This is a genomic window from Nonomuraea typhae, from assembly GCF_009760925.1.
Taxonomy (GTDB): domain Bacteria; phylum Actinomycetota; class Actinomycetes; order Streptosporangiales; family Streptosporangiaceae; genus Nonomuraea; species Nonomuraea typhae.
Genome location: NZ_VRLV01000001.1, coordinates 639,268 through 654,563, shown reverse-complemented (window position 1 = coordinate 654,563; position 15,296 = coordinate 639,268). Strand labels below are relative to the sequence as shown.

The window sequence follows — 15,296 nt, the reverse complement described above, 5'->3', positions numbered from 1 at the left end:
GCGAGTGATGCAAGGGATCGCCGCGCTGCAGCCCTACCTGATCGCCGCCTTCCTCGTCTGGGCGGCTCTGCTGAAACTGCTCAGCCGCCGGATGCGGTCGCAGGCGGGCCGGACGGCGCTGGCCCGGCTGGCCGGCCCGGCGCGCGCGGTCCCTCTGCTCCGCCTGGTGGCGGTGGCCGAACTCGCGGTGGCGGGCGTCCTGCTCGCGCCGCCCGCGGTCCCGTGGGAGGGTACGGCGGCGGCCGCCCTGTCCACCGGATTCCTCGTCTATCTCACCTATGGGGCGCTGGCCGCGCCGGAGTCGTCGTGCGGGTGCCTGGGCGCCCACGGGCGGCCCGTGGAGTGGCGTTCCTTCGCCCGCGCCGGGCTGCTCACGGCCATGAGCGTGGTGGCCGTCGCGGCCGGGCCGTACATCTTCGAGCCGGTGAGCGCGGCGGTGGCCGCGGCGCAGGCGGTGGCGCTGCTCGGGCTCTCGCCGGAGCTGGACCGCCACTGGCTGCGGCCGCTCAGGCAGCTGCTGGTGCGGGTGCGCGCTCCGCTGGCCGTGCGCGAGGCCGGGCCGGTCCCGCTGGAGACGTCGTTGCGGCTGCTCTATCGCAGCCCGGCCTACTGCTCGGCCTCGGCGCTCCTGTCGTCGGACATCCAGGACTTCTGGGACGACGGCGGGCTGCGGTTCGCCAGTTTCGCGGCGCGGAGCCGTACCGCGGTCTTCTCCATCCCGTTGTCCGGCGGGGCGCCCGCGGACGTGCGCGTGGCCCTCGTCGAAGAGCCCGCGCGCACGTGAGCGGCCGCGGCTAACGGCCGCGGGCGGCGTGGCGGCGGACCTTGGTCCGGTTGCCGCAGCGGGCCATGGAGCACCAGCGCCGGTTGCCCGTCGGCGAGCCGTCCACGAAGCGCAGCGCGCAGCGGTCGGAGGCGCACACGCGGACCCGGCGGATCTCCGCGGACAGCAGCAGGCCGGCCGCGTCCAGGGCGACCAGGCCCAGCGCGGCGGGCACGGTGCCGGCCATCCCCGGAGGCGTCTCGGCGGCCAGTCTCCCGCCGGTGATCATGATCCGCACCGGCGGGCGCGGGGCCCGGGCCACGGCCGTGTTGAGCAGCGCCAGGTCGGTCTCGTCCGGCAGTGTGCCGTGCGCGGCGGCCTGGACGGCGCGGTCGAGGGCCTCCCGCAGCCGCCGCGCCTCCTCCAGCAGGCCGTCGCCGGACAGGTCATCGCCGGACAGGTCACCGTCCGGCAGGCCGTCCCCGGCTGCCGCGACCCGGCTCAGCAGGCCCGCGCCGTACAGCCATCGCGCCAGGTCCGCGCCGGACGTCAGCGTCTCGCGCGGCTCCTTCCAGCGATCGCGCAGCGTGTTGGCGAAGTCGAGGCAGACCCGTCCGCCGTCCCGGATCCAAGCATCCATGAGCTCACCTGCTACCGTTGCTAACCTTCAAAGGAGGTTAGCAGATGAGCATGGCGACGGTTGACGGGGTGCGGCTGCACTACACGATCCAGGGCGACGGGCCGCTCCTCGTCCTGCTCCACGGCTGGCCGCAGACCAGCCACTGCTGGCGGGCCGTGATCGGCGAGCTCGCCACCCGCCACACGGTCCTCACGCCCGACCTGCGCGGATACGGCCTCAGCGACAAGCCCGTCAGCGGGTACGGCAAGCGCCGCATGGCCGCCGACATGGCCGGGCTCGTCACGCAGCTGGGCTTCGAGTCCGCCGCGGTCGTCGGCCACGACCGCGGCGGCCGGGTCGCGCACCGGTGGGCACTGGACCGGCCCGCCCAGGTGTCCCGGCTGGCGGTGCTGGACATCCTGCCGACCCGGGAGATGTTCCGCCGGCTCGACGCCTCGGTGGCCGGCGGGTACTGGCACTGGCTCTTCCACATGCAGCCCGACCTGCCCGAGCGGCTGGTCGGCCACGACGTGCGCGGTTACCTGGAGTTCTTCTTCGAGCGCTGGACCTACGAGCGCGCCGGGCTGGAGCCGGAGGCGGTCGACGCCTACGTGCGCGCCTTCTCCCGGCCGGGGGCGCTGCGGGCCGGGTTCGACGACTACCGCGCCCAGGAGGAGGACCTCGCCCTCGACGAGGAGGACTACCTGGCCGGGCGCCGCCTGTCCATGCCGGTGCTGGCGCTCTGGGGTGCGGCCGGGCTGCCGGCCCGCCTGCCCATGCTCGACATCTGGCGCGACTACGCCCACGACGTGACCGGCGCCGAGATCCCCGGATGCGGCCACTTCATCGCCGAGGAACGCCCCGAGTCGCTGCTCGCCCTCCTGCGGGACTTCCTCGGGTGATGTCATGGAGGGGTGATGTCATGGAGGGGTGAACGTCAAGCATCCGGTCTTCGCCCGCTTCTACATCCGGCTCAGCCGCGCCATGGAGCACGGCGGCATGCGCGAGAACCGCCGCCTGCTCCTGGCGCCGCTGCGCGGCCGGGTCCTGGAGATCGGCGCGGGCAACGGGCTGAACTTCCGCCACTACCCGGCCGCCGTCACCCGGGTGCTGGCCGTCGAGCCCGAGCCCGCCCTGCGCGCGGCGGCGTTGCGGGCGGCCGGGCAGGCGCCGGTGCCCGTCGACGTCGTCGACGGGCTGGCCGAGGCGCTGCCCGCGGGCGACGGCACGTTCGACGCGGTCGTGAGCTGCCTGGTGTTGTGCTCGGTGCACGACCAGGCCGCAGTCCTGCGTGAGGCCCGCCGGGTGCTGGCGCCCGGCGGGCAGCTGCGCTTCCTCGAGCACGTGCGCGCCGAAACGCCCGGCATACGGCGGGCGCAGCGGGTCATCGACGCTACCCTGGGGCCGCGGCTGCTGGGCGGCTGCCACTGCGGCCGCGACACCGTGGCCGCGATCGAACGCGCCGGGCTGCGGGTAGGGCGCCTGGATCGCTTCCAGTTCCCCGGCGGGCGCACGCCGTGGTCCACCCACGTGCTGGGCTCCGCGACCATCGCCTAATCCAGGCGGGCCTCCGTCCTCAGCAGCTTCGCCAGCTCGTCCGGATCCGCCTGGGTCACCCCTTTGGCCGCGAACCAGGTGGCGACGTTGCGGGCGTCCCGGTTGAGGAACTCGGGCCCCGACGGATGGGAGATCACGTCCACGATCTGCGGCAGGTCGATGATCACCACCTGGCCGTCCCGGACCAGGATGTTGTAGGGCGACAGGTCGCCGTGGGCCAGGCCCTCGTGGGCCAGCCGTACCATCGCCTCGACGAGCTGCTCCCACAGGGCGGGCAGGTCCGCCGAGACGTTCGCCAGCCGCGGCGCCGCGTAGCCGTCCGGAGTGCCGATGAACTCCTCCAGCACCTCCGTCCCCACGATCTGCACCGGGTACGGCACCGGCAGCCCCAGCTCGAACAGCCGGCACAACGCCGCGAACTCCGCCGCCGCCCACTGCCCCGCGATCACCTCCTTGCCGAACGCCGTGCGCCCGGCCATGGCGCGCGACATGCGGCTGTCGCGCATCCGGCGGCCCTCCAGATAACCGGCGTCGCGGTGGAAGAGCCGGTGCTCGCCCGAGCGGTAGCGCTTGGCGGCCAGCAGGCACTGCCGGCCGGTGCCCGGGACGCCGCGCGAGATCAGGTGCACGTCGGCTTCCTTGCCGGTCTTGAGCACACCCAGCTCGGTGTCGACCGCGGCCAGCTCGGTGACCAGCCAGTCCGGGTGGGGCCTGGGCCCGCGCTCGGTCGGCGTGCTCTGATCCCAGGTGGACCAGCGGTCGCCAGCGGGCGGCCCGTCCAGGTCGTCGGCGCTCTCGAGGTTGTTGTTCAGCCACTCGAGGTCGTCGGCGTCGAGGGCGTTCTTGCGGTACTTCTTCGGCACGGTGGAAAACTCCAGTGAGAGGCCCACCGGCGCGCGATCAGGTCAGCGGCTGACCGGTGGGGAGGTACGAGGACGCGGAAAACGGCACGCGGAAGACAACTGCCATGGTCTCGACCTCCTCCCTCTCGAAGCTCCCGCCGAGTATGCCGACCGGATCATGGGCGCGCAACCGAATAAAAAAGCAGATGAGCTCCGGGCCCCCGGCCGCCTACGGTGTCGCCATGCGAAGGTGCCAGGAGTGCGGATGTGTCGAGTACGGCGGAGCCCCGTCGTGCGCCCGTTGCGCGAATCTCGTGGACGCCCTGGTCGAGGACGGCTACCGCGCCTTCCTGGCCGAGACCGGCCTGCCCGACGAGCCGGAACTGGCCGAGATGGTCGTCGCCGAGCTCAAGCCCTACGACTGGCGGGTGGTCGACGGCGCCTTCGACCGCCTGACCTGCGCCCAATGCGGCAACCGACGCGGCAGGGGCCCGACCGGCTGCCAGCCGTGCGACCTCGACGAAGGCTTTCGCTACGCGGCCCGGGAAACCGACCGCCCCGGCGTGCCGCCCATGAACGAGCACGCGGTCCGCGTGGGGGTGGCGGTCGTGCGCAACGCCCACCGGCACAGCCCCCGGGCGCTGCTGAGCTGGCGCCTCGGCCTGCCCGTCGTGCTGGACGGCCACATGTTCACCACGGACGAGGCCCAGAACCTGCGCGCCCGCATCAACAAGGGCGCCGGATACGACGAACTGGCCGCCGAGCTGTGGGAGTGGACTTCTACCACACGCCGATGAAGACCTCTGCGGCGCTGGTCGCGGTCAGCGCCCGCCGCGTCCACTCCTGTACGGTCGCCGTCCTGGTGCACGCCTCGATCGCCTCGTCCTGAACCCGATCGACCTTCAACCCCCGGTGCGCCAGGAGCCAGCGCAGCATCTCCCGCCTGCCGTGGCGGCGCCCCGCCTCCCAGAACGGCGTGGTGACCGCGTCGTCGATGAGCAGGTACGACTCGCCCATGACCAGGCTCTCCATACGGGCACGGTGCGCGGTCGGCAGGCTGGAGCAAAGGTAGGAGTAGTAGTGCGAGCCCCGCTCGTCCGTCAACAGCAGCAGCGCCTTGGCCACCGAGGCGTGCACGTCCGGGTCGGCGCTGGCGATCGCGCACAGGGTGGCCACCTCGGGCGAGTCCACTGCCCTTTCCAGCGAGTACCACCGCCCGAACTCCCGCGGGCCCACCACCACGGCATCCGCCTCCCGGTGACGGGCGGCCGCCTCCTCGTCGAAGCAGACCACCACCCTCATCCCGGGCGCCCTGCCCTCGATCGGCTCCCCGCTTCTGGCGAACACCAGATCGACCTGGACCCAGTCACCGGCCAGCGTCTGGAGGGCCACGGCCGGGGTGTCCGGCCTGTCGTGGCGGGCGCCGCGGTACCCGGTCGGCTGCCCGCCGTACGCCACCGACAGCAGCTCGAGAACCAGGCCGGGGTGTCGCCTGACCATCTCCAGCGGCATGGTGTACATGTGCCACTCCTTTCGCGGGGTGACAGGGAGATTACGCTGAGTCCCGCGGGGGTGGTGGGGTAATCGAGCTTTCCTCGGCGGGGAGAGCGGCCAGGCGCGGGCGGCGGGCACAGCCTGCGGCCTCCGGCCCGAGGCTGTGCCGCATTACGGGTGGAACCTAATTCAGGACCTGGGAACGGTCTCGGCGGAATGGGCGTAGGCGGTCCGGCCGCTGCAGTAGCCCTCGGAGCGCCACGGGGCGGGAACCTCCCAGCCGAAGACGACCCAGCGGCTGGTGCTCGCGTAATCGCGGCATTCGACCCGCACTTTGTACCGGCCGGTGTCGCATTGGGCCACGCCGGTGGAGAGCGCGCCGGCGGAGTCCCGCTCGACCCAGGCCCGGCAGCCGGTCGGCGGCGCAGCGGACGCGGCGCCGGCCGGCGCGGCGACGAGGGCGGAGAGAGCCAGTGCGGCCACGGATAACGCCAGGAAACGCATGTGATCCTCCTTCTCGCGGGGAATGATCACGATGCTAGGACGCCTATTGTGCAGCGTCCAGACGGCATATTCCTGAATGCCTGTCACGCTGAGTTCATAGAGCCAGGTGAAAGCGCTTACAGAACTCAGCGTTTTGAAGAGGTGAATGAACCGGCTGGGAGGTGCCGACCGGCGCTCAGCTCACCGCTGAGCGCCGGTCAGCGCGGTTCAGTCCCAGACGTCCTCGATGACCACGGGCCGGATGTCGGCGTCCGCGGGGAGCAACTCGGCCCCAGTCCACTCGCGGCCCGCCTTCCCGTCCGTCGGGTAGTGGACGCACACGGCCTCGAAGTCCTCCTTGACGTCGAACACGCCGAGGGCGCCGGCGGGCATGTGCAGGAACTCGCCCTGCCCCACGGTGATGACCTCATCGCCCACCCGGACGGTGAGGCTCCCCCGGGTCACGACACAAACCTCGTCATAGGCCCAGCGGAACTCGAAGCTGACCCCCTTCCGGAAGCGGATGAACGCCAGCCCCAGCCTCGAGCCCTCGTCCTCGTCGGCGATGTAACCCAGATACGCCTGGTGATCACCGACCTGCAGCCACGTGGGCGCATCCTGAACCCCGAACCTCTGAATGACCGACGGATCGAACGCCATGGCAATCACCTCTCCTGCTGCCGGATCTTGCTTGCGTGACCGTCAACCATCACGCCGCCGCATTCCATCCCGCCGAGAGTCAGCCATATGCGCGCCCCACTTTCCGCGCGGAATCGAGAAATGCACCCGCCGATATCAGCCGAGATGCCGGGCGAAGAACCGCAACGTGCTGTCCAGCTCGAACGCCGGCACCTCCCCATGCCGCCCCGGGTTGACGTGCAGGGTCTTCTCAGCGGAAGCCAGGGCCTCGAACAACGCCAGCCCCTGGGTCCGCGGCACCCGCTCGTCGTCCCACTGCAGCAGGAACTCCACCGGAACGGTGATCCGCGCGGCGTCCCCGGCAGCGGCCAGTGCCCCTCCGAGCCCCAGCACCGCCGCCCGAACCCGGGTTTCGGCCGCCACAAACGGAACCCCGAGCCCGCACCCCAGCGACACCCCCCAATACCCCACCGGCCCCGCACCGACGTGGTCGAGCCCCTGAAGCGCGTCCAGAACCTTCCGCCACTCCGGCACGGTCCGCCGAGCCACGAGCGCCTGAAACCCGGCGATCAGCGGCCCCAGTTCCTCCCCGGCCTCCACCCGAGCCTGGTTCTCCGCCACGATCCGGGCGTACTTCTCCTCCATCGGCCGATCACCGTGGTTGGGCACGTCCACCGACGCGACCGCATACCCCAGCTCGCCCACGAAGCGACGCGCGAGTGTCACGACATCAGGAGCCTTCTTGTGCTGCCCTCCGCCATGCCCGATGAGGACAAGCGGACGCTCTCCCACGGTGTCTCCGGGCGTCCAGAGCACGCCGGGAACCTCGTCAAGGGTGAAGAGCCGTTCGGTGACGCCGTCGAACGACGTCTCGGTGGTGAAGCGCATAGCGCATCAAGCCTTTCGGGATGCCTTCTGCGGGCACTCCCTAGGCCATGCGAAGGAGGGAGTCCCGACCTGTCCTAGCGTTGATCGGTCTCACCTCCTCAAGTCGAAACGGCCCCGAAGGTATCACAAAGGGCGGCACCCCGCGCTCATGGTCGTGCGCGATCATCTTCTCCCCGCTTCAGCATGTCGAGCGACATACGCGCATGGTTCTGTCAAACATGTGCGCTGGGAGTGCCTACAGGGTGGCGGACTGAACATCTGCGCGCACCCTCCCACCGGCCCTCATCACACCGTGGACCTGCCACGACTCCACCAGCAGCGGCCACCCACCGCCGGCTCCAGCAACACCGGCCACCCACCCCCTGCGCGACCCCACAAGGCCCGCCACACGGGGTGCGCGAGGGTTCTCCCTCGCCCGGGGTGTGGGACAGAGCCCCGCTGTCACGGCCCCGGGCGATGGCGAGGGACCACGCCCTTAGCCTGGCTTACTTGACCCCTGCCTCACGCATGTCGCGGAGTTCGCGTTTGAGTTCCTTGATTTCGTCGCGGAGCCGGGCGGCGACCTCGAACTGGAGGTCGGCGGCCGACTGGTGCATCTGCTCGGTCAGGGATTCGATGAGCGATTCCATCTGGGCTCGGGGCATGTCGCCGGCGATGGCCTTGGCGTGCTGGCCGGCGGCCTTGGCGGCGAAGCCGGGGACCGGGGCCTTGCCGCGGGACTGCTGGCGGCCGCTGCCCATCAGCTGCTCGGTGTCGGCGTCCTCGCGCTGCAAGGAGTCGAGGATGTCGGCGATCTTCTTGCGCAGCGGCTGCGGGTCGATGCCGTTGGCCTCGTTGTAGGCGATCTGCTTGGCCCGGCGGCGGTTGGTTTCGTCGATCGCCCGCTCCATCGACGGGGTGATCTTGTCGGCGTACATGTGGACCTGGCCGGAGACGTTTCGGGCGGCGCGGCCGATGGTCTGGATCAGCGAGGTCTCCGAGCGGAGGAAGCCTTCCTTGTCGGCGTCCAGGATCGCCACCAGGGAGACTTCGGGCAGGTCCAGGCCCTCTCGCAGGAGGTTGATGCCGACCAGGACGTCGAACTCGCCGGTGCGGAGTTCGCGCAGCAGTTCGATGCGGCGCAGGGTGTCGACCTCGCTGTGCAGGTAGCGGACGCGGATGCCCAGCTCCAGCAGGTAGTCGGTGAGGTCTTCCGACATCTTCTTGGTCAGCGTGGTGACCAGGACGCGCTCGTCGCGGTCGGCGCGGTCGCGGATCTCGTGGACCAGGTCGTCGATCTGGCCCTTGGTGGGCTTCACGACCACCTCGGGGTCGACCAGGCCGGTGGGCCGGATGACCTGCTCCACGACGTCGCCCTTGACGCGGCCCAGTTCATAGGAGCCGGGGGTGGCCGAGAGGTACACCGTCTGGCCGATGCGCTCCAGGAACTCCTCCCACTTCAGCGGGCGGTTGTCCAGGGCGGAGGGCAGGCGGAAGCCGTGGTCCACCAGGGTGCGCTTGCGGGAGGCGTCGCCTTCGTACATGGCGCCGATCTGCGGGACGGTCTGGTGGGACTCGTCCAGGACCAGGAGGAAGTCCTCGGGGAAGTAGTCGAGCAGGGTGTTGGGGGCGCTGCCCGCCTCGCGGCCGTCCATGTGGCGCGAGTAGTTCTCGATGCCGGAGCAGGTGCCGATCTGGCGCATCATCTCGATGTCGTAGGTGGTGCGCATGCGCAGCCGCTGGGCCTCCAGGAGCTTGCCCTGGCGCTCGAGCTCCTGCAGCCGCTCGGCGAGCTCGGCCTCGATGCCGGCCACCGCCTTGGCCATGCGCTCCTCGCCGGCGACGTAGTGGCTGGCGGGGAAGATGTAGAGCTCGTCGTCCTCGGTGATGACCTCGCCGGTGAGCGGGTGCATCGTGGCGAGCTTCTCGATCTCGTCGCCGAACATCTCGATGCGTACGGCCTGCTCCTCGTACTTCGGGATGATCTCGACGGTGTCACCCCTGACCCGGAACGTGCCCCGGGTGAAGGCCAGGTCGTTGCGGGTGTATTGCATGTCGACCAGGCGGCGCAGGAGCTGGTCGCGCTCGACCTCCATGCCCACCCTGAGCCGGGTCATGCGGTCGACGTACTCCTGCGGGGTGCCCAGGCCGTAGATGCACGAGACCGAGGCCACCACGACGGTGTCACGCCTGGTCAGCAGGGAGTTGGTGGCCGAGTGGCGCAGGCGCTCGACCTCGTCGTTGATCGAGGAGTCCTTCTCGATGTAGGTGTCGCTCTGCGGGACGTACGCCTCGGGCTGGTAGTAGTCGTAGTACGAGACGAAGTACTCGACGGCGTTGTTGGGCAGCATCTCGCGCAGTTCGTTGGCGAACTGGGCGGCCAGCGTCTTGTTGGGCTGCATGACCAGCGTGGGGCGCTGGAGGCGCTCGATGAGCCAGGCGATCGTGGCGGTCTTGCCGGTGCCGGTGGCGCCGAGCAGCACGTTGTCCTTCTCGCCGGCCGTGACGCGCCGCTCCAGCTCGGCGATGGCCGTGGGCTGGTCGCCTGAGGGAGTCATCTCGGTGATCACCTCGAAGGGCGCCACCTTGCGCTGCAAATCTGTGACCGGTCGCATGGTGACACTGTAGGCAACCGGACTGACATTTCATGCGGGGCGGTCCCCGATCCGGGGGAACGGCGTGATGGAGAAGACCACTTCGACCGGCACCTCGAAGTGGGCGGCTATGCGCAGGGCCAGGTGCAGGCTCGGGCTGTACTCCCCCCGCTCGAGGTAGCCGACCGTCTGGTAGTGGACGCCGAGCGCGTCCGCCAGTTGCCTGCGGGTGAGGCCGCGCTCGGCCCGCAGCAGGGCGATGCGGTTGTAGACGATCTCACTCATCGCCGCCATCTTCTCAGGTGGATCGTGCCCGGTTGATGCGCTGCCGGCGGCCCGGCTGCGGCCCCGTATACTAGATCTGCTACATAGATAGTATCTGTACTACATAGCGCAATAGATCTGTGACATCGCCTTGCAAGCGAACAGTAAGTCGTACCCGGTACGGTCAGGTGCGGCCTGAACGTGAAAAGAGAGGTGCGATGTCACGACCCAGAGAGGCCCTGATCCAGGCAGGCCAGGGCATAGCCCAGTCGGTGATGCAAGGCGGCGACCTCAGGCAGGCCGTGGGTCAGGCGGTGGAGCAGGCCGTCGATCAGGCCGGCCAGATCGCCGGCCAGGCCCCTGGGTTCACGCTCAACCCGCGTGACTTCGCGGCGGCGCGTGACGGCGGCGCCTCCGTGGGCACGGTCATCGAGGCCAGGAGCGCCTCGCTGAACGAGGCCGGGGAGATCGTCAACCGCAGCTTCAGCGAGAACGACATGCACGTCATCTCGCCGGTCGTGATCCCGAAGGGCACCACCGCCAAGGTCGTCGTGCCTCTCGGCATCCTCGTGGTGCTCGGCCTCATCGGCGCCCTCGGCGGCGTCATCCCCAGCACGGAGGTGTTCTTCGGCCCGCACTACTGGCTGGTCCTCGTGCTGGCGGCGGCGTTCCTGTGGTGGCGGCGCAGCGTCGTCATGGTGCCCGAGGGCTGCAAGGCGCTCATCACCAAGTTCGGCAAGCTCGTGCAGGTCGCCGATCCGGGCCGGGTCACGCTGATCAACCCGTGGAAGCGGGTCAGCTACATCGTCAACACCACGCGCGAGTACCCGTTCAACGCGCCCATCCGCGAGGCGCCGACGCAGCAGGGCGTCAAGGCCAGCGTGGACCTGTTCCTGCAGTTCAGGATCGAGAACCCGGCGGAGTTCATCTTCGTCCTCGGCTCGGTCAGCGGCTTCCAGTCCAAGCTGCAGAACTCCGTCTCCGAGGTCACCCGCAGCCTCATCTACGCCCAGCGGGCCGAGGACATCTACGACCTGGTCGGCGAGAGCACCCAGGGCATGCTGGAGAGCCTCAACCAGCAGTTCCTGCCGGCCGTGCGGCTGACCGACGTCAACATCACGCACGCCGAGCCCTCCAGCCAGGAGTACCGCATGGACCTGGCCGCCCCCGAGATGGTGCGGGTGGCCAAGGAGGCATACACCTACGAGTACGAACTCCAGCTGCGCAAGGAGCAGAACGAGGGTGACCTGGTCAAGGAACTGGCCGGGCTGCAGGAGACGCTGAGCGCCATCCAGGCCGAGATCGCCGCCTACCAGGCCCGCATGGACACCGCCCTGGAGCGGGCCAGCCACCAGGCCACGGCGCAGGCCAGGCAGCGCCTGGTCGAGGCGGAGTCCACGGCCAACGCCAACGCCGCCCTGCTGGAGGCGCAGGCGCTGGACATCAGGGCTCTGAGCGCGGCCGAGGCGCCGGAGATCCTCGACTACCGCTTCCAGAAGGACATGCTGGACAAGCTGGAGTCGGTGGCCAACCGGCTGCCGCTGGTGGTGCAGGTCGGCCAGGAGACCGACATCGACTTCCTGGCCCTGGCCCAGCAGCTGGTCGGCGGCAAGGAGGCGGCGTTGTTCTCGCCGGAGGACATGGCGGCCATCCGGGGCAGGCTGGACGCGATCGGGGCCCGCGTGGCCGGCCGGGAGGCGGAGATCGCGACGCTGCTCAAGAAAGTGGCGGAACCTGCCGACACAAGCGACATGCCGGATATTTCGCCCAGCGCCGGAGAAATCCCGCAGGATCGGGAGAAGACGGTCGAGCGGCCACTGCCCTCAGGCCGCCACGCCGTACCCGGACAACCACCGCAGGACACTCCCCCGCCTGCCGGGCAGACACCCGTCGCACCTCCGCCCACCGGCCAACCGTACGCCGCGCCCCCGCCCACCGGAACGCCGTACGCCGCGCCCCCGCCCGTCGCGCCCGGCCCAGCTGTACCTCCGGCCGGAGCACCCGGGCCCGGAGCGCCCAGCCCGGCCGTACCTCCGCCCGGAGCACCCGGCCCCGGAGCACCCGCCCCGGGAGCACCCGGCCCCGCCGTACCTCCGCATGCAGCCCCCCAGGAGGGTGAGCTCTGATGGCGCGCGAGTTCTCGAAGATCAAAGAGTCGCTGGCCTCCTGGTCCGACATCAGGCAGCTCCTGCGCGGCGGTGAGCAGGGCCAGCTCGTCCCCGTCGTGATCCCCAAGGACCGGCGCGGTTTCGCCTGGATGGCCCTGGTCTTCCTGGCCGTGTACGCGGCCGGCGTGGCGGTCTTCAGCGGCTGGGTCGTCGCCGCCCTGGCCGCCGTCGCGCTGCTGCTCTTCGCGGCCGTCTGGATGTGGCGCAAGGCCATCATCGAGATCGAGGAGGGCACCACCGGCGTACGCAGCCGCTGGGGCGCCATCACCGGCACGCTTCCCCCCGGCCGCCACTACCTGTGGCTGCCCTGGGACCGTGTGGACGCCGTCGTGGACACCTCCACCGAGATCCCCTACTCGGCGCCGATCGTGGCCTGCCCCACGGCCGAGAACGTGCCGCTGAAGGCGATCGAGTTCTTCCTGAAGTTCCGCATCGTCGACCCGGTCGCGTTCGTGCGCACGATCGGCGCGGGCAACTTCGACCTGGTGCTGGCCAGCGCCGTCCAGGACGCCATCCGCCAGCGCAGCCGCCGCGTGCACACCGAGCGCGCCTACGACCTGCGCGGTTCCGACGTGGGCGACATGCAGGACGCCCTCAGCCGCCAGCTCAGCCGCTACGGGGTGCGCATCATCGGCGCCAACATCCCCGACGTGCAGTTGCCCGACCAGTACCAGCAGCACCTGGCCACCCGGGAGAAGGTCGCCAAGGAGCTGTCGGCCTACGAGCGCGAGTGGGAGCTGACCCGCAAGCGCCGCATCGACACGCTGCTGATGGAGATCGAACGCTCCAAGAAGACCCGTGACGCCCGCGTCGTCGAGGTCAAGGCCGCCCACAACAAGGCGCGCAAGGACGTGGCCCGCATGCTGGAGGAGCAGGAGACCGAGGCCCAGCGGGTGCGCTGGGAGATCGAGGCCCGTGGCCGCGCCGAGCTCACCTCGGCCGAGAACGAGGCCAAGGCCCTGCGCCGCCTGGCGGACTCCTACCGCGACAACCGCGCCGTCCTGCAGTACGAACTGGCTCGCCGCCGCCTCGACGTGGGTGCCAGACTTGCCGAGAGTGCCCCTCAACCGCTGGTCGTGCGTACGGCCGGCGGCCAGAACGACCCGATGTCCACCCTCTTGCTCGCCCAGCTACTCCCCCGGCTCACCGGCTCCGACGGGAACGGGTCCAGCACAACCTCTTAGGAGAACCCCATGGTGTTCCGCAAGTTGAAGGCCGCCTTCGGCTCCGGCGTCGAGGTCGACACGGTGCTGAGCAACACCACCGTCCGCCCGGGCGAGATGCTGCGCGGCGACGTCCACTTCAAGAGCAGTTCCAACGAGTACAAGGTCGAGGGCATCTTCCTCGACCTGACCGCCGTGGTCGAGATCGAGAGCGGCGACAGCGAGTACAAGTCGACCTACAGCTTCCTGCGCCAGCAGGTCTCCGGCCCGTTCCAGCTCGCGGCCGGGGCGGCGCAGAGCCACCCGTTCGAGATCCCGATCCCGTGGGAGACGCCGATCAGCGCGATCGGCGGCCACCCGCTGCCCGGCATGCGGCTGGGCGTCCAGACGGAGCTGGCGCTGGCCGGGGCACTGGACAAGGGCGATCTGGACCCGCTGTTCGTCAGCCCGCTGCCCGCCCAGGAGCACCTGATCACGGCGCTGGACCGGCTGGGCTTCCAGTTCAAGAAGGCCGATCTGGAACGTGGCACTCTGTACGGCTCGACGATGCCGTTCTTCCAGGAGATCGAGTACTACGCGGGCGGCCAGTGGCGGCGGCACTTCAACGAGCTGGAGCTGACGTTCATCGCCGGGCCGTCCCAGATGGACGTGATCCTGGAGGCCGACAACCGGGGCGGGTTCCTCAGCTCGGGCGGTGACACCTACAACCGCTTCACCGTGCGTTACGGCGACCACCCCGGCGCCGCCGAGCAGGCGCTGCAGCAGGGCCTGGAGGCCATGGCCCGCCGCCGCGGCTGGTTCTAGGGGCCGAACGCCTCCGGCCGGATCGGGTACATCCGTTTGAGCCAGGCGGCGTATCGCCACCCGGAGGCCGCGCGGTAGTCGTGGCGCCGGTAGACCTGGAAGACGGCTTCCTTGAGCCGGCTGGCCTGCCAGCTGAGGTTGGCGGGCCAGCCGGTCATCGTGTAGCCGCGGTAGGCGAGCATCTTGAGCTTCATGCCCCGCGCGGCCTCGGCGGCGAACTTGGCCGAGACCGTGTGGTCGGTGTGGTCGCCGTGCCAGTCCTGCGGGTTCGGGTCGAGGGTGCGCAGCACGGTGGGCCGGTAGCGGTCGTAGAGGGCGCGCAGCGTGGCCACGACGTCTTCCCTGCGCACGCAGGGGTGGGGGCAGGGCCCGGTGAAGCGGCGCACGCAGGCGCCGCGCTCCCACATCCGCGCCAGAGCGTCGCGCCCGCCGTCGGCGCGCGGGTCGCCGCCGTCGGGCAGGCCGGCGAAGACCAGCCTGATCCTGGGGTTGGCGGCCAGGGTGTCGACGCGGACCGGGAGCCTGCCGAGCTGCAGGATCCGGGAGCGCCAGACGTCGCGGACCCCGGCGAGGTAGGCGTAGGCGGCCCGGATGCCCGCCTGGCGGTCGCCGACGTATTCGCGCGGGTCGCGCTCGTCCTCCCAGCCGGTGGGGCCCTCGCCCGCGGTCAGGTAGATCGTGGTGGTGACCCGGCCGCCGAGCACGGCGCCGAACAGGTCGGGGCTCATGAACAGCAGGTCGTCGTCGGCGTGCGCGACGACCTGGACGAACCGGTCGGCACGCTCGGCCGCCACCACTTGACGCATCGTCCACGGCAGCACCGGGCAAACCGTGAACACGGTCAGCATCAGCACGCACACGACGACCCCCGTCGTCTTCATCCCCTGAATTCCCCGTTTACTCAGAAATTTCCCCGGTTAACAGGGTATGGGGAGGTAAGTAGCAAACCTCCTCTTTGAGAGTGATCTCCGCCTCCTTCTCAGGTACGGGATCATGGTCTGGAAGTCGCATGACCCGCTCGTTACGATGACGTGGGGGC

16 protein-coding genes are annotated in these 15,296 nt (G+C 70.2%); 7 read left to right on the top strand and 9 right to left on the bottom strand.

Going from position 1 to position 15,296, the window contains the following annotated elements:
• Window positions 1-7 precede the first annotated feature (7 nt).
• Window positions 8-784: a MauE/DoxX family redox-associated membrane protein gene (locus FVE25_RS03010; RefSeq protein ID WP_157244806.1), complete on the top strand. Its 777-nt coding sequence runs from the start codon at window positions 8-10 to the stop codon at window positions 782-784.
• 10 nt (window positions 785-794) lie between these two features.
• Here FVE25_RS03010 and FVE25_RS03005 read toward each other — a convergent pair whose 3' ends face one another.
• Window positions 795-1,403, bottom strand: coding sequence for a CGNR zinc finger domain-containing protein (locus tag FVE25_RS03005; RefSeq protein ID WP_157244805.1), 609 nt, complete (start codon window positions 1,401-1,403; stop codon window positions 795-797).
• Window positions 1,404-1,453: 50 nt separating this feature from the next.
• Between FVE25_RS03005 and FVE25_RS03000 the strand changes: the two genes are divergently transcribed.
• Window positions 1,454-2,284, top strand: coding sequence for an alpha/beta fold hydrolase (locus FVE25_RS03000; protein WP_246266566.1), 831 nt, complete (start codon window positions 1,454-1,456; stop codon window positions 2,282-2,284).
• A gap of 28 nt (window positions 2,285-2,312) precedes the next feature.
• A complete protein-coding gene (locus tag FVE25_RS02995) occupies window positions 2,313-2,939 on the top strand; it encodes a class I SAM-dependent methyltransferase (RefSeq protein ID WP_157244803.1) in 627 nt (208 codons plus the stop codon).
• Here the strand turns inward: FVE25_RS02995 and FVE25_RS02990 are convergent.
• Window positions 2,936-3,802 (bottom strand): serine protein kinase RIO, encoded by an 867-nt coding sequence (locus tag FVE25_RS02990; protein ID WP_246266564.1) that lies wholly within the window; start codon window positions 3,800-3,802, stop codon window positions 2,936-2,938. The two genes, FVE25_RS02995 and FVE25_RS02990, sit on opposite strands and share 4 nt — an antisense overlap.
• Before the next feature lie 221 nt (window positions 3,803-4,023).
• On the opposite strand from FVE25_RS02990, the gene FVE25_RS02985 reads away from it, so the two are divergent.
• Window positions 4,024-4,578 carry a hypothetical protein gene (locus FVE25_RS02985; RefSeq protein ID WP_246266563.1) on the top strand — a complete coding sequence of 185 codons (555 nt, stop codon included), beginning with the start codon at window positions 4,024-4,026 and terminating at the stop codon, window positions 4,576-4,578.
• On the opposite strand, the gene FVE25_RS02980 is transcribed toward FVE25_RS02985, so the two are convergent.
• The 6 genes from FVE25_RS02980 to FVE25_RS02955 all read right to left on the bottom strand — a co-directional run bounded on the left by FVE25_RS02980 (window position 4,562) and on the right by FVE25_RS02955 (window position 10,143).
• A complete protein-coding gene (locus tag FVE25_RS02980; protein WP_157244801.1) occupies window positions 4,562-5,302 on the bottom strand; it encodes a hypothetical protein in 741 nt (246 codons plus the stop codon). The two genes, FVE25_RS02985 and FVE25_RS02980, sit on opposite strands and share 17 nt — an antisense overlap.
• 162 nt (window positions 5,303-5,464) lie before the next feature.
• Complete coding sequence (locus FVE25_RS02975) at window positions 5,465-5,779, bottom strand: hypothetical protein (protein WP_157244800.1); 315 nt, start codon at window positions 5,777-5,779, stop codon at window positions 5,465-5,467.
• Between the two features lie 207 nt (window positions 5,780-5,986).
• Window positions 5,987-6,418, bottom strand: a complete 432-nt coding sequence (locus FVE25_RS02970) for a cupin domain-containing protein (RefSeq protein ID WP_157244799.1) — start codon at window positions 6,416-6,418, stop codon at window positions 5,987-5,989.
• A 135-nt stretch (window positions 6,419-6,553) separates the two neighbouring features.
• A complete protein-coding gene (locus FVE25_RS02965; RefSeq protein WP_157244798.1) occupies window positions 6,554-7,285 on the bottom strand; it encodes an alpha/beta hydrolase family protein in 732 nt (243 codons plus the stop codon).
• A 485-nt stretch (window positions 7,286-7,770) separates the two neighbouring features.
• Window positions 7,771-9,879: an excinuclease ABC subunit UvrB gene (gene uvrB, locus FVE25_RS02960; RefSeq protein ID WP_157244797.1), complete on the bottom strand. Its 2,109-nt coding sequence runs from the start codon at window positions 9,877-9,879 to the stop codon at window positions 7,771-7,773.
• A gap of 30 nt (window positions 9,880-9,909) precedes the next feature.
• The gene (locus tag FVE25_RS02955; protein WP_157244796.1) at window positions 9,910-10,143 is read right to left on the bottom strand and encodes a helix-turn-helix transcriptional regulator; all 234 of its coding nucleotides are present in this window, start codon (window positions 10,141-10,143) and stop codon (window positions 9,910-9,912) included.
• A gap of 197 nt (window positions 10,144-10,340) precedes the next feature.
• On the opposite strand from FVE25_RS02955, the gene FVE25_RS02950 reads away from it, so the two are divergent.
• The 3 genes from FVE25_RS02950 to FVE25_RS02940 are packed head-to-tail and all read left to right on the top strand — an operon-like array spanning window position 10,341 to window position 14,257.
• Window positions 10,341-12,248 carry an SPFH domain-containing protein gene (locus FVE25_RS02950; protein ID WP_157244795.1) on the top strand — a complete coding sequence of 636 codons (1,908 nt, stop codon included), beginning with the start codon at window positions 10,341-10,343 and terminating at the stop codon, window positions 12,246-12,248.
• A complete protein-coding gene (locus tag FVE25_RS02945) occupies window positions 12,248-13,474 on the top strand; it encodes an SPFH domain-containing protein (protein ID WP_157244794.1) in 1,227 nt (408 codons plus the stop codon). Before FVE25_RS02950 ends, FVE25_RS02945 begins: the two co-directional genes overlap by 1 nt.
• 9 nt (window positions 13,475-13,483) lie before the next feature.
• A complete protein-coding gene (locus FVE25_RS02940) occupies window positions 13,484-14,257 on the top strand; it encodes a sporulation protein (protein WP_157244793.1) in 774 nt (257 codons plus the stop codon).
• On the opposite strand, the gene FVE25_RS02935 is transcribed toward FVE25_RS02940, so the two are convergent.
• A complete protein-coding gene (locus FVE25_RS02935) occupies window positions 14,254-15,138 on the bottom strand; it encodes a PIG-L family deacetylase (RefSeq protein ID WP_157244792.1) in 885 nt (294 codons plus the stop codon). The genes FVE25_RS02940 and FVE25_RS02935 overlap by 4 nt on opposite strands.
• Window positions 15,139-15,296: the final 158 nt, after the last annotated feature.